The organism is Streptomyces sp. NPDC059373, assembly GCF_042751495.1.
Classification (GTDB): Bacteria; Actinomycetota; Actinomycetes; order Streptomycetales; family Streptomycetaceae; genus Actinacidiphila.
This window is the reverse complement of sequence record NZ_JBHYXC010000008.1, coordinates 56,523-70,591: the sequence shown is the minus strand read 5'-3', so window position 1 is coordinate 70,591 and position 14,069 is coordinate 56,523. Positions and strand designations below refer to the sequence as shown.

The 14,069-nt window shown below is 68.8% G+C and carries 12 protein-coding genes; 4 read left to right on the top strand and 8 right to left on the bottom strand.

Annotation, left to right across the window (positions count from 1 at the left end):
• Window positions 1-208: 208 nt before the first annotated feature.
• Window positions 209-1,153: a TauD/TfdA dioxygenase family protein gene (locus tag ACFXJ5_RS15030; protein ID WP_384630798.1), complete on the top strand. Its 945-nt coding sequence runs from the start codon at window positions 209-211 to the stop codon at window positions 1,151-1,153.
• Between the two features lie 1,149 nt (window positions 1,154-2,302).
• Entirely contained in the window at window positions 2,303-2,560 is a 258-nt protein-coding gene (locus ACFXJ5_RS15025; protein ID WP_384630797.1) for a hypothetical protein, read from the top strand.
• A gap of 98 nt (window positions 2,561-2,658) precedes the next feature.
• Here ACFXJ5_RS15025 and ACFXJ5_RS15020 read toward each other — a convergent pair whose 3' ends face one another.
• Window positions 2,659-3,282, bottom strand: coding sequence for a dienelactone hydrolase family protein (locus ACFXJ5_RS15020; protein ID WP_384630796.1), 624 nt, complete (start codon window positions 3,280-3,282; stop codon window positions 2,659-2,661).
• 22 nt (window positions 3,283-3,304) lie between these two features.
• On the opposite strand from ACFXJ5_RS15020, the gene ACFXJ5_RS15015 reads away from it, so the two are divergent.
• Window positions 3,305-4,408 carry a mechanosensitive ion channel family protein gene (locus ACFXJ5_RS15015; RefSeq protein WP_384630795.1) on the top strand — a complete coding sequence of 368 codons (1,104 nt, stop codon included), beginning with the start codon at window positions 3,305-3,307 and terminating at the stop codon, window positions 4,406-4,408.
• A 10-nt stretch (window positions 4,409-4,418) separates the two neighbouring features.
• Here ACFXJ5_RS15015 and ACFXJ5_RS15010 read toward each other — a convergent pair whose 3' ends face one another.
• The 5 genes from ACFXJ5_RS15010 to ACFXJ5_RS14990 all read right to left on the bottom strand — a co-directional run bounded on the left by ACFXJ5_RS15010 (window position 4,419) and on the right by ACFXJ5_RS14990 (window position 9,280).
• On the bottom strand, window positions 4,419-6,044 hold the full coding sequence (locus ACFXJ5_RS15010; RefSeq protein WP_384630794.1) for a Na+/H+ antiporter: 1,626 nt from the start codon (window positions 6,042-6,044) through the stop codon (window positions 4,419-4,421).
• A gap of 146 nt (window positions 6,045-6,190) precedes the next feature.
• Entirely contained in the window at window positions 6,191-6,631 is a 441-nt protein-coding gene (locus ACFXJ5_RS15005; protein ID WP_384630916.1) for a GNAT family N-acetyltransferase, read from the bottom strand.
• A gap of 49 nt (window positions 6,632-6,680) precedes the next feature.
• Window positions 6,681-7,634: an RluA family pseudouridine synthase gene (locus tag ACFXJ5_RS15000; RefSeq protein WP_384630793.1), complete on the bottom strand. Its 954-nt coding sequence runs from the start codon at window positions 7,632-7,634 to the stop codon at window positions 6,681-6,683.
• A 31-nt stretch (window positions 7,635-7,665) separates the two neighbouring features.
• On the bottom strand, window positions 7,666-8,217 hold the full coding sequence (gene lspA / locus ACFXJ5_RS14995) for a signal peptidase II (protein ID WP_384630792.1): 552 nt from the start codon (window positions 8,215-8,217) through the stop codon (window positions 7,666-7,668).
• Window positions 8,218-8,284: 67 nt separating this feature from the next.
• A complete protein-coding gene (locus tag ACFXJ5_RS14990) occupies window positions 8,285-9,280 on the bottom strand; it encodes a TraR/DksA family transcriptional regulator (protein ID WP_384630791.1) in 996 nt (331 codons plus the stop codon).
• Window positions 9,281-9,821: 541 nt separating this feature from the next.
• Between ACFXJ5_RS14990 and ileS the strand changes: the two genes are divergently transcribed.
• Window positions 9,822-12,956 (top strand): isoleucine--tRNA ligase, encoded by a 3,135-nt coding sequence (ileS, locus tag ACFXJ5_RS14985; RefSeq protein ID WP_384630790.1) that lies wholly within the window; start codon window positions 9,822-9,824, stop codon window positions 12,954-12,956.
• Window positions 12,957-12,971: 15 nt separating this feature from the next.
• Here ileS and ACFXJ5_RS14980 read toward each other — a convergent pair whose 3' ends face one another.
• Entirely contained in the window at window positions 12,972-13,376 is a 405-nt protein-coding gene (locus tag ACFXJ5_RS14980; protein ID WP_384630789.1) for a hypothetical protein, read from the bottom strand.
• Window positions 13,373-14,038 (bottom strand): hypothetical protein, encoded by a 666-nt coding sequence (locus tag ACFXJ5_RS14975; RefSeq protein WP_384630788.1) that lies wholly within the window; start codon window positions 14,036-14,038, stop codon window positions 13,373-13,375. The genes ACFXJ5_RS14980 and ACFXJ5_RS14975 overlap by 4 nt, the downstream gene beginning before the upstream one ends.
• Window positions 14,039-14,069 lie beyond the last annotated feature (31 nt).

Here is a 14,069-nt window from a genome sequence, read left to right as displayed (position 1 = left end):
CCACATCGGCGACAGCTGCCCCTGGATGACGGCTGACCTCACGTGAGGTTGATCGATCTCGCCCGATCACTAACATCCTGGTATTTCAGCTAGTACCGTCTATGTGGGGTTTGACGGGGGCCAATGGTGCCGTGGAGATCATCACAGCTCCGAGCTGTAGTGACTGCGTGTCAGGCTGCGTTGTCTGCCCGTACGTTGGAAGTTTGATGTGCGGGAACGGCTGATCGATTCGACAGAGGTGGAATCATTTCTGGCGCAACCGAAGTTCGTGATTGGGTATTTTCCTCAAGTGGACGGCACGGAAGGAGAGTTCATGTCAGGTGATACCAGTGACTACAAGCTTGAACCTGCCGTGATTACCAACTTTTCCGCAAAGAGGATACACGATCCCGAGTACAGAATTGAACTCCGTCGACTTCTGGGTGAGCAGCAGATCGTTGTAATTCGAGACTGCGTAGAATTCTCTTCGCCACAATTCCTCGGTCTAGCCGAGGTCTTTGGCACACCTTCCCCCACCTTGCCGATCGATACGGCACATGTAGCGCACGATACTATCCAGATCATCGAGCGCGTTGAATCTGACGGGAATGGTGACACCCGTAAGCCTTCTAGTTCGTACTGGCACTCAGATAGGTCCTTTCTGGCCGATCCTCCAACAGCTACGCTCCTGTGCTCTCGTTTCGTTGCGAAGGAAGGCGGGGCAACTGAGTTCGTCAGCACGCGGTCGGCATACAATGCTCTCGATAGAAAAGAACTTGAGTACGCGCTAAAGGTTCAGGTGCGACATTCCTACTCTTTCTATCATCGGAACCTTCAAAGGGACTCCTACTCGGCCAGTGATCGCGCAGCTGCAGTGTCTCGATTTCCGGATTCATGGCATCCATTGATCCGAGAGGATCCATTTTCTGGAAAATGCGGTCTGTACTTGAGTCAGCTGTGTGCGGATAGTGCTCGCCTCGATGGCGACTTTGACGCCAGTGAATCCGTGCTGCGTTATGTACGCTCCCAAACCGAAGTGGTCACCGGGGGGCATAATGCGTACGCTCATCACTGGAAATCGGGCGATGTTGTCATCTGGAGCAATTCCACATTGATGCATCGCGCCTCTCGTTCGACCGGTTACAGAAAGCTGGAACGCGTAGTGGTTAGTTAGAGCAGTGTGTCCGTATCGACTCACAGAGAGTGTGGCCCGGGTGAATGCTCTGAGTATCGGAGTGATCTCCAGTATATTGGCGACGGCGCTCACGGCTGGGGTGGGAATTTGCGCCAAGTACTTTCGTGGACGACGCGGCTTTCTGTACGGTTGGTGGTGGCAAATAACGTACCCGCCGAGCAGGAGGGTAATTTCAGAGCCCACGGAGTTGCCAACACGCGGAGTCGAATGGGGGCCACAAGAAGAACGTGAACACTCTCTCTGGAGCCTTGATGGATCAGAAGATCTGCCCTGGTCCATCGAACTCCTGAAGTTGCGACACGCCGGAAGGGAATTCGAAGGTCGATCGTGGAGGGTTCATCGATTCTATTACGAGAGGGTGTGGACGTCGAGCGGTCGGATGCATGAAGATTCCGTTCTGGATGGGCACTACTGGAGAATACGCGGCGAGGGCGGCCACGGTAACTTCCATATGTGGATGCTGAGTGGGGGTGCACGGTTCTGCGGTCAATTCTCTGAATCCCGCGGTACAGCCAACTCCGATGGCGTCCTATCCATAATGGTTGGCGCACCCATTGAGTGGGTGCGGCTTGGATCAAATCGAGAAGCCAAGATTATTCGCTGGTTGACCAGCGACGACGTCTCTGAAGGCTGGCGACACTGGCCTCGGCCGGTGCGGCGCCGCATGTTACATGCCCTAGGACTGACCCCCGAGGCGCCTTGGTGGAAGAGCCTTAGATGGGCGTCAGTCCTGTATGGGGACCTGAGCGCCGTATATGCGGTTGAGTTGGAAGAAAGGCGAAACCGCCACGGAGACGGCGATGGAGGCGCGAATCGAGCTGATGAGCCGGCCTCTTGATTGCGCCTCTCTATCGATCGTAGGAGTACTCCGGAGGCCCTAAGCTCATCAACCGTCCATGCTGGTCAGCCACATTGTGCGGCTACCTCCCTCATGCGCACTTGCGCGGTGCGCATCGCGGTGCGAGGACGGTCACTTCCCGGTGTACTGATCATGGAGTTGGGCTCTCCGCGGGCCGCGACGCGGCCGGACGAGTGAAGCCGGGGGCCGGGACGCAACCGGCGGGACGCCGGGGGTTGTCCTGTTCGGCAAGTCCGGGCGACGTGGCCCGAGATCCGAGAGGAAACACCATGAGCCTTCTCTCCACTCCACTGCAGTCAGTCGGCGGCGACTACTACCTCGCCGCGCCCGCGGCCGCCGCCGCGAGCGTGCCCCATGCCCTGTCCGCCATCGACGCGCGCTGGGTCGAGCTCCATGCCGCGCTCATTTCGGCGGGGGTGCCCCCGCTGCCGGGGGACAGCTCCGCGGTGCACACCATCGCGCAGCGGCTCGACGACGCCACGGTCAACGCCGTCGTCGCCTGGATCGACAGCGCGGCCGCCCGCTGAGTTTGGGCCCAGACGGCGAGTTGGGGGAGGGCGCGGTGGATATCCGCAGTGTGGGCTGCCGCCTCCAGCGTCTCGACGAGTTGGAGGCGGCTGCCGTTCTACTCGGCGTCCAGGTCGGCCAGGTCGGCCAGGAAGTCGAGGGCGATGGCCCAGGTCCGTTCGGTGGCGTCCGGGTCGTGGTCGTCGAGGGCGGGGTCGGTGTAGAGGTGGCCGGCGCCGCGGTAGCGGTGGACTTCGACGTCGGCGCCGGCTTTGCGCATCCGGAGGTACCAGGCGTTGAGCCAGTCGTCGGACTCGAAGGGGTCGGGGTCGGCGACGTGGAGCTGGACGGGGAGGCCGGGGGCGGTGGCGTCGTCGGCGAGGTCGGAGGTGCCGTGGAGGAGGAGCAGGCCGCGGGCCTTGGAGTCGGCGAGGGCGAGGTTCTGGGCGATGGAGCCGCCGAGGGAGAAGCCGGCGTAGACCAGGCCGTGCTCGGAGAGGGGTCCGGAGACGGTGACGGCGCGCATGAGGAGTTCGTCGCGGCCGATCTCCTCCCGGATGGCCAGGCCCTCCTCCAGGCTCTCGGTGGTACGGCCGTCGTAGAGGTCGGGCACGTGCACCTCGTGACCGGCCGCTCGCAGCCGGTCGGCGGCGGCGTGCACGGCCGGACGCAAGCCGTAGGCCGAGTGGAAGAGGACGATATTCACGGGTCTGCCTTCGCTCGGGGTCGGGTACGCGACCATGGTGCCAGCTACCGTTCAAAGCATGGAGAACGTCATCCGCCCGATCATCGTGGCCGGTGGCGCCGTTGTCCTGACCCTCGCCGTGGGCTGGGTGGTCGACATGGCGCTGCGCCGTGTCGACGCCCGGCACCCCGAGACGCCACTGTGGGACCTGCTGCGCCGGTGTCGGCTGCCACTTCAACTGGCGCTCCTGGCCGCGCTGTTGCGGGGCTCCTACGAGGCCGCGCATCTCGGCCGCCGCCACGACGCGGCCATCGGGCAGGCACTGACCCTGGTGCTGATCGGGGCCTGCGCCTGGCTGGTGGTGCGGGTGGCGGTGGCCGTCGTGGAGGCCACGTACTCGCGGTACGCGTCCAGTACCCACGACCCGGCGCGGGTGCGGCGGGTCCGTACGCAGGTGACGCTCATCCAGCGGGTGGTGTCCGCGATCGTCGGGGTGGTGGCGGTGGCGGCGATGCTGCTGACCTTCCCCGCGATGCGGACGGTCGGTACGTCCATGCTGGCCTCGGCGGGTGTGATCGGCGTCGTCGCCGGTGTCGCGGCCCAGTCGACGCTGTCGAATCTCTTCGCCGGGCTGCAGATCGCCTTCGGCGACGTGGTGCGGATCGGCGACGTGGTGGTCGTCGAGGGCGAGTGGGGGAAGGTCGAGGAGATCACGCTGACCTATCTGGTCGTGAACACCTGGGACGAGCGGCGCATCACCATGCCGGTCTCGTACTTCACCAGCAAGCCCTTCGAGAACTGGTCACGCGGCAACCCCCGCATGACCGGCACCGTCTTCTTCCACCTCGACCACGCCACCCCGATCGACCTGATGCGTGAACGCCTCCACCAGGTCCTCAAGGAGTGCGAGCAGTGGGACGGCCGCGCCTGGGGCCTCGTCGTCACCGACACCACGCCCTCCACCATCCAGGTCCGCGCCCTGGCCACGGCCAAGGACGCCGACGACATCTGGAACGTACGCTGCATCATCCGCGAGCAGCTCATCGAATGGCTCCGCCGCGAGCACCCCTACGCCCTCCCCCGCATCAACACCGCCCCCGCGCCCGGCCTCGCGGAGGCCCCCATCCGTAAGCAGGCCGCCCCCAACTCCGAGTACATGGGCCCGGGCCCCGGCTCCCACTGAGCACCGGCTCCTACGGGTGCGTGTTCGTGCTCCCGCTGCGCGGAGCGGTCCCCCGCAGGCTGCGCAGGTCGAGCTGTCGCAGCACCCGGTCGACGATCTCCGGGTCGTATCCCGGCTCGCTCCGGGCCGACAGCACCTCGTGCCGGGCGGCGGACAGCATCTCGCCCTGGATCCGCTGAACGGTCTTGATCCGCCCGACCCGCTTCTTGTGGGTCTCGCGCCGCTCCTCGGACAGGATGTCGGGACAGATCCGTACGCCGACGTCCACCGCCCGCCGCTGCAGCTGCTCGGCAAGTTCCTCCGGCAGTTCCTCCACCTGCTCGATCTCCTTCAGGCGGTGCTTGGCGGCCATCATGGCCCGCAGCGCGAGCATCCGTTCCAGGTCGTGCTCCGCCTCGATGTCGCTGCTGACGCCGAGCCGCTTCACGATCCAGGGCAGGGTGAGGCCCTGCAGGACCAGCGTGCTCAGGACGACGCTGAAGGCGATGAAAAGCACCTCGTCGCGGGCCGGGAAGGCGCTGCCGGCGTCCGTACGGAGCGGAATGGCCAGCGCGAGCGCGATGGAGGCCACGCCGCGCATGCCGGCCCACCACATGACGGCGGTCTCCCGCCAGCTCATCGGGATGTCCTCGTCCAGGTCCCGCCGGCGGTGCATGCGCTTGGCGAGGTACGCGGCCGGCAGCAGCCACAGCAGTCGTACGCCGATGACCACGGCGACGACCAGTCCCGCGTGGGCGACCATCGTGCCCCAGCGGCCGGAGCCGACGCCGAGGACTTTGTGCAGCTCCAGCCCGATCAGGCCGAAGGCGACCCCGGTGACGAGCGTGTCGACGACCTCCCAGAAGGTGCCGCCGGCCAGTCGGCCCGTCACGTCGTCGGCGTCGGCGACGTGTTCGGCCAGGAAGAGCGCCGTGGTCAGCACGGCGAGCACACCGGAACCGTGCGCGGTGTCGGCGATCGCGTACGAGGCGAAGGGGACCAGCAGCGTCAGGCCGATCTGCAGCGTGGGATCGTCGACCAGGCCCATGAGCTTGCCCGCGGCCCAGCCCAGCACCACGCCGACGGCGACCGCGACGACCGCCGACAGGACCAGCTCGCCGAGGGCTTTCGGCCAGGAGAAGCTGCCGGTGACGACGGCCGCGATCGCCACGTTGTAGAGCACGATCGCCGTGACGTCGTTGAACAGTCCCTCGCCCTCCAGGATCGAGATCAACCGGCGCGGCAGCCCCAGCTTCCCCGCCACCGCCGTCGCCGCGACCGGATCGGGCGGCGCGACCAGCGCCCCGAGCGCGACCGCCGCGGCGAGCGTGATGCCCGGCACGACCGAGCGGGCCACGGCGGCGACGGCCGCCATGGTGATGAAGACCAGAGCCACGGCGAGCAGGAAGATCGGCCGCTTGTTGGCGGCGAACTGCCGCCACGACGTGCGCTGTACGGCGGCGTAGAGCAGCGGCGGCAGCACCAGCGGCAGGATGAGGTCCGGGTTGATCGCCACGTTCGGGACGAACGGCAGCAGCGCCATCGCCATCCCGAGCAGCGTCATCAGCACCGGCGTCGGCAGCCCGAGCCGGTCCCCCAGGGGCACCATCACGATCGCCGCCAGCATCAGGGCGAAGAAGAGCGCGAGTTGATCCACGCCGAACAGCCTGCCACGCGCCCACGGCGCGCCGACCGGTTGGCGGCGGCCCTGCCGGGGGCTCATCCGGGTTGTAGGAGAACGTTCAGACGCCGACGCGGCCCCGGCCACCACCTTCGCGGTGCGCACCCTCGCCGGGCGCGGCACTAGCTCAAAGCGCGCCGCATCGACTGGTGCGCGATGCCCGCCTCTTCGTACTCCGGGCCGTACGCCACGTATCCCAGCCGTTCGTAGAAGCGCACCGCGTGCGTCTGCGAGTGCAGCTCGACGGCCGAGAGGCCGATGCGGCGGGCCTCGTTCTCGATGGCGCGGACCAGGGCGGCGCCGAGGCCGAGGCCGCGGGCGGCGCGGGTGACGGCGAGGCGGCCGAGGGTGCCGACGCCGTCGTCGCCGAGGAGGAGGCGTCCGGCGCCGAGGGGGCCGTCGGGGCCGGTCGCAAGGACGTGGACGGCCTTGGCGCCGGGCTCGTCGTTCTGGTCGATCTCGAGCTCGGCGGGGACCTTCTGCTCGTCGACGAAGACCTCACGCCGTACGGCGAAGCACGCCGCCAGGTCGGCCGGGGTCTCGGCGACCCGCACGTCGTACAGCCCAGACCCAGGCCCAGGCCCGGGCTCGGGCTCGGGCTCGGGCTCGGGCTCAGGCACTGTCGCTCCGGACCGTGTCGAGGGCGTGCTGCAGGTCGTCCGGGTAGTCGCTCTCGAACTCCACCCAGCGGCCGTCCTCGGGGTGCTCGAAGCCGAGCCGGACGGCGTGCAGCCACTGCCGGGTGAGCCCGAGCCGCTTGGCGAGCGTGGGGTCGGCGCCGTAGGTGAGGTCGCCGACGCAGGGGTGGCGGTGGGCGGACATGTGGACGCGGATCTGGTGGGTGCGGCCGGTCTCGAGCTTGATGTCGAGCAGCGAGGCCGCGCGGAAGGCCTCGACCAGGTCGTAGTGGGTGACGCTGGCCTTGCCGTCGGCGACGACGGCCCACTTGTAGTCGTGGGTGGGGTGGCGGCCGATCGGCGCGTCGATGGTGCCGCTCATCGGGTCCGGGTGGCCCTGCACGAGCGCGTGGTAGCGCTTGTCCACGGTCCGCTCGCGGAACTGCTGCTTGAGCAGGGTGTACGCGATCTCCGACTTGGCCACGACCATCAGCCCGGACGTGCCGACGTCCAGCCGGTGCACGATGCCCTGGCGCTCGGCCGCACCCGACGTGGAGATGCGGTAGCCCGCGGCGGCCAGGCCGCCGATGACGGTGGTGCCGGTCCAGCCGGGGCTGGGGTGGGCGGCGACGCCGACCGGCTTGTCGATGACGACGACGTGATCGTCCTCGTACACGATCTTCATGCCCGGCACCGGCTCGGCGACGATCTCGACCGGGCGCGGCGGGGCGGGCAGCTCGACCTCGAGCCAGGCGCCGCCGCTGACGCGGTCGGACTTGCCGGCGGCGCTGCCGTCGATGGTGACCTTCCCGGCGGCGGCCAGCTCGGCCGCCTTGGTCCGCGAGAATCCGAACATACGGGCGATGGCGGCGTCGACCCGCTCGCCTTCGAGGCCGTCGGGTACGGGCAGGGTGCGGATCTCGGGGGTGCTCTGGGGAAGGGTGCTCACCCGATCGAGTATGACGGACTCGGCGCGGTACTCAGTCCTTGTGGACGGTGCCGTCCGGGTCCAGGCCCTTGAAGGACAGCAGCACGATCAGGATGCCGCCACAGACGATCGCCGAGTCGGCCAGGTTGAAGACCGCGAAGTGGGCGGGCGCGATGAAGTCCACCACATGCCCCTCCAGGAAGCCCGGAGCACGGAAGACCCGGTCCGTGAGGTTGCCGAAGGCGCCGCCGAGCAGCAGGCCGAGCGCGATCGCCCAGGGCACGCTGTAGAGCTTGCGGGCGATCCGCGCGATCACGAAGATCACGCTGGTCGCGATGATCGTGAAGACGATCGTCATCCCCTGGCCGAAGCCGAAGGCCGCGCCGGCGTTGCGAATCGCCTCCAGGCGCAGGTACTGGCCGAAGACGTCGATCGGCGCATGCCCTTCGAGGCTGGTCACGACCCAGATCTTGCTGACCAGGTCCAGAGCGTACGCCAGCGCCGCCACGCCGAGCAGCACGGCGATCCGACGCGAGCCCTTGCGGGTGGGCTCGGCCGTGGCCTCGTCCTGCTGCGTACCGATGGTGGGCTCCGCGTTCGCCATGTACGTACGTCCCTTCCTGACGAGGACGAGGTTACGTTACGGCACAGGCGTACGGCTCGGCGGTGGGTCAGCGGCGTTCCTGCTTCTGCTTGCAGTCCATGCACAGCGTGGCCCGGGGGAAGGCCTGCATCCTGGCCTTGCCGATGGGGTTGCCGCACGACTCGCACAGGCCGTACGTGCCCGTGTCCAGCCGGTCCAGTGCGTGCTCGGTCTGGGCCAGCATCTCGCGGGCGTTGGCGGCCAGCGACATCTCGTGCTCGCGCGTGATGTTCTTCGTACCGGTGTCCGCCTGGTCGTCACCGGCTCCGTCGCCGGAGTCGCGCAGCAGCCCGGCGACCGCGGCCTCCGAGGTCGCGATCTCGGCCCGGAGCCGGGTCCCCTCGGCGAGCAGCTCGGTGCGCGCCTCGTCGACCTCCTCCGCGGTCCACGGATCCTCGCCCGGCCGTACGGGCAGTTCCCCGGGCACCGCGATGCGGGGCGTGGGCACGGCTGTCGCCTTGGGCACGGCCGTCCCGGCCGCGGTCTTCTTAGCAACCACCTTCTGGGCTCCCGTCTTCGTGGACTTCGCTGCCTTGACGGCGGATGCCGCCCTCTTCTTCGCCGGTTTCATGGGTTTCACCGGTTCCGAGGCCTTGCGGGTGGCCGGAGCCGCCTTCTTGGCGGACGCGGCCTTCTTGACCGGGGTTGCCTTGCCGGACGCCGGAGCCGGTGTGGGCGGCTTCGCGGCAGCGCGGCCCTTGGCAGCGGCCGCCGGGCTCTTCTTCGCGGCGGTCTTCTTCGCCGCGGTCGTTTTCGCCGGCGTCTTCGTCGCCGCCGTCTTGGGCACGGCCTTCGTCGCCACCGTTGTCTTGGCCACGGTTTTGGTGGCCACCGTCTTCTTCACCGCGGCCTTCCTGGGCGCGGTCTTCTTCGCCGTGGCCTTCTTGGTCGTCGCGGTTTTCGTGGTCGCGGATTTCTTGGCCGCCGTCTTCTTGGCCGCCTGCTTGGCCGCCTTCGCAGGGGCGGCCTTCTTGGCCGCACCGCTTACCGGTCTGCCCGGCGCAGCCGTTCTCTTCGCCACCATGGACGCGGCCCCTTCACATATGGTGATCTTGCGCGCGAATCGTGCCGGAACGATAAATCGACTCCGGAGCCGCGGCAACGGGGCTCGCCGCCGGATTCGCCCGCCATGCCCGGATCGGGAGGAGGTCTGCAACCGTTGTGCCCAGCTGACCGCCAGGTATTCCGGTTCTTCCGGGTAGGGCGAAGCTGACCGGGCCATTCGGGTCACGCCCCGCCCACCCGGAAACCTGCCGACGGCGCGCCCCCGGGCCCCGTACACTGGGCGAAGCGAAAGGCGTCGAAGGGGACGAGTAGCGCCGCACGCAGCCAGTAGCGACCCGGGGACGGTGGAAGCCCGGGGGTGTGCGCGACGTGAAGATCACCCCGGAGCCGCCGGAGGAAAGCCCGCGAGGGCGAGTAGAACCGGCAGCGCGACCCCAATGAGGGGGCTGCGGACGGACCCGTCCGCGGTCAAGGAGGGTGGTACCGCGGAAGCAGCGCGCACAGCGTGTGGCTTTCGTCCCTCCGGACGGAAATGACATGTCCGCCGGAGGCAGAATCCGATGACGCAGTACCGCCAGGTCCCCGCCCAGGTCGACCTGCCCGCGCTGGAGCACGAGGTGCTCGCGTTCTGGCAGGAGAACAAGATCTTCGCGCGCTCCCTGGAGCAGAGTGAGGGCAAGCCCGAGTGGGTCTTCTACGAGGGCCCGCCCACCGCCAACGGCATGCCGGGCGCCCACCACATCGAGGCCCGCGTCTTCAAGGACGTGTTCCCGCGCTTCAAGACCATGCAGGGCAACCATGTGACCCGTAAGGCCGGCTGGGACTGCCACGGCCTGCCCGTGGAGCTGGCGGTCGAGAAGGAGCTGGGCTTCTCCGGCAAGAAGGACATCGAGGCGTACGGCATCGCGGAGTTCAACGCGAAGTGCCGCGAGTCCGTGACCCGGCACACCGACGCCTTCACCGAGCTGACCACCCGCATGGGCTACTGGGTGGACCTGGACGACGCGTACCGGACCATGGACCCGGGCTACATCGAGTCGGTCTGGTGGTCGCTGAAGCAGATCTTCGACAAGGGCCTGCTGGTCCAGGACCACCGCGTCGCGCCCTGGTGTCCGCGCGACGAGACGGGCCTGTCGGACCACGAGCTCGCGCAGGGCTACGAGACGATCATCGACCCCTCCGTCTTCGTCCGCTTCCCGCTGACCTCCGGCCCCCTCGCGGGCGAGGCCGCGCTGCTGGTCTGGACGACGACCCCCTGGACCCTGGTCTCCAACACCGCCGTCGCCGCGCACCCCGACGTCCGTTACGTCGTCGCCACGAACGGCGAGGAGAAGCTGGTCGTCGCGGAGCCACTGCTCGGCAAGGCGCTCGGGGAAGGCTGGGAGGCCACCGGGCAGTCCTTCACCGGCCGCGAGATGGAGCGCTGGACGTACCGGCGGCCCTTCGACCTCGTGGAGATCCCGGACGCGCACTACGTCGTCAACGCCGAGTACGTCACCACGGAGGACGGCACCGGTCTGGTCCACCAGTCCCCCGCCTTCGGTGAGGACGACCTGAAGGTCTGCCGCGCGTACGGGCTGCCGGTGGTCAACCCGGTCCGCCCCGACGGCACCTTCAAGGAGGAGGTGCCCCTGGTCGGCGGTGTCTTCTTCAAGAAGGCCGACGAGAAGCTGGTCGCCGACCTCCAGGAGCGCGGGCTGCTCTTCCGCCACGTTCCGTACGAGCACAGCTACCCGCACTGCTGGCGCTGCCACACCGCGCTGCTCTACTACGCGCAGCCGTCCTGGTACGTACGCACCACCGCCGTCAAGGACGCCCTGCTGCGCGAGAACGAGCGCACCAACTGGTACCCCGAGTCGGTCAAGCACGGCCGCTTCGGCGACTGGCTGAACAACAACGTCGACTGGGCCCTGTCCCGCAACCGCTACTGGGGCACCCCGCTGCCCATCTGGCGCTGCACCGAGGGCCACCTCACCTGCGTCGGCTCCCTCAGCGAGCTCTCCGACCTCACCGGCACCGACCAGGCCGGCCTGGACCCGCACCGCCCGTACATCGACGCGGTCACCTTCGACTGCTCCGAGTCCGGCTGCTCGGCCACGGCCACCCGCGTCCCCGAGGTCATCGACGCCTGGTACGACTCCGGGTCCATGCCGTTCGCGCAGTGGGGCTACCCGTACCGCAACAAGGAGGTCTTCGAGCGCACCTATCCCGCGCAGTTCATCTCCGAGGCGATCGACCAGACCCGCGGCTGGTTCTACACGCTCATGGCCGTCGGCACGCTGGTCTTCGACCGCAACGCGTACGAGAACGTCGTCTGCCTCGGCCACATCCTCGCCGAGGACGGCTGGAAGATGTCCAAGCACCTCGGCAACATCCTCCAGCCCATCCCGCTGATGGACCAGCACGGCGCCGACGCCGTGCGGTGGTTCATGGCCGCCGGCGGCTCCCCCTGGGCCGCGCGGCGGGTCGGCCACGGCACCATCCAGGAGGTCGTCCGCAAGACGCTCCTCACGTACTGGAACACCGTCGCCTTCCAGGCCCTCTACGCCCGTACGGCCGGTTGGGCCCCCGGCGACACCGACCCGGCCCGCCTGGACCGCCCGCTGATCGACCGCTGGCTGCTCGGCGAACTGCACGCGCTCGTACGGGATGTGACGGAGTCTCTGGAGTCCTACGACACCCAGCGCGCCGGCAAGCTGCTGTCCGCCTTCGTCGACGACCTGTCCAACTGGTACGTGCGGCGCTCGCGGCGCCGCTTCTGGCAGGGCGACGCGGCGGCGCTGCGCACCCTGCACGACGTGGTCGAGACCGTCAGCCGGCTCATGGCGCCGCTGGTGCCGTTCATCACCGAGCGCGTGTGGCAGGACCTGGTCGTGCCCGTCGACCCGGCCGCCCCCGGGTCCGTACACCTCGCCGACTGGCCGGCCGCCGACCCGGACCTGATCGACCCGACGCTGTCCGAGCAGATGGCGCTCGTACGGAGGCTGGTCGAGCTGGGCCGTGCCACGCGGGCCGAGTCCGGCGTCAAGACCCGCCAGCCGCTGTCCCGTGCCCTGGTCGCGGCCACCGGCTTCGAGGCGCTGGGTGACGAGCTGCGCGCCCAGATCGCGGAAGAGCTGAACGTGGCCGGGCTCGCCTCGCTGAGCGAGGTCGGCGGCTCCCTGGTCGACACCACGGCCAAGGCCAACTTCCGCGCCCTGGGCAAGCGCTTCGGCAAGGGCGTCCAGGCCGTCGCCAAGTCCATCGCCGGCGCCGACGCCGCGGCCCTCTCGGCCGCCCTGCGCGACGGCACGGCCTCGGTCGACGTGGACGGCGAGGCGGTGGCCCTCTCCCCGGACGAGGTCATCATCACCGAGACCCCGCGCGAGGGCTGGTCCGTCGCCTCCGACTCGGGTGCGACGGTCGCCCTCGACCTGGAGATCACGCCGGAGCTGCGCCGTGCCGGCCTCGCCCGCGACGCCATCCGTCTCATCCAGGAGGCCCGCAAGAACTCCGGCCTCGACGTCGCCGACCGCATCGCCCTGCGCTGGCAGTCGGCCGACGCGGAGCTCTCCTCCGCCCTTGGCGAGCACTCCGGGCTCGTCGCCGACGAGGTCCTCGCGACCGACTTCGCGGAGGGCGAGGCTGACGACTCCTACGGCGCCGCGTTCACGGACGAGGCCCTGGGCCTGACGTTCCGCCTGCGCAAGCGGTAAGGCCCACAGCCCTCCTCACCCGCAGCGCCGGGCGAGGAGGGCCCGGACCGTCCTGGCGTTCATGCCGGTGAGGTCGGCGATCTGCTCGGGCGGGCACTGGAGATAGTGCAGCACCGTGATGTCGTCGTCCGGCCCGGCCAGCCGGCACCGGCGCGTACCGGTGCCGGCCGCGTGGCGGCGTATGCGGTTGTTGAGCAGCCGCCAGGCGTGGGCGGGCGGGTTGGGGCCGCCCAGCACCTGGGGCCAGGTGATGGCCAGATCCCCGAACGTCTCGCGTACGGCCTGGTCGGCGATATCGGCCGAGTCCAGCCGCTGGCAGGCGTAGCGCAGGTAGGGGATCCAGCGCAGCGTGTGGAAGGCGAGGAAGGTGTCCGGCAGCGCCAGTGGCGGGCTCGGATTCATGGCGGCCATCGTGGTCATCGCCCGGTCCGGTCCGGCTGGGGGTCCTTGACGGACGCCGAGGGCCACACGGCGGCGGGCCAGGTGGGCCAGGAGGGCGGTGGCCACCAGCCGGTCGGGGGAGCCTGCGACGCGCGCAGAAAGTACCTGGGGACCGGCGCGTCGGTGGCCGGCGGCACGGAGTCGGCGACTGTCGCGGGGTCAGGACCCGGGTGCGGGACGGCTCGTGCGGTGGCGTCGTCCGCCGGGGCGCCACCGCCGAGCCGGTGGTACACCTTCGACAGCGTGTTGCCCGGTGCCCAGCGCTTGGAGACGGTCTTCCCGTCGAGCTTGAGGATGCGCCCGATGTCCCCCCAGCTGATGGCGTGTCGCGTCCGGGCCTTGAAGATGGCGACCCGGGTCAGGTATTCGGTGAGGTCCCGCAGTTCGGCCACCTGCTCCAGCAGGGCGACGGAGTCCTCCGCCGTGGTGTCGGCGTCGGCCTGCTGCCGCATGCGTACGGCCAGGCTGACCAGGTCGTCCGTGAAGCGCCGGCCCCAGTCGTCATGGACGGCGTGGTCGTCGGAAGGACCGGCCGCACGGCGGCAGGAGGACTGCGAACAGCGCCGCGGAAGACGTCCGAGGGGCTTGTCAGGGGTGAAGGAGGTCATGCAGATCTCGCAGACCGCGGTACGACGCGCCATGGGTGGGTGAATGTCCTCGCGCTGGTGGGGA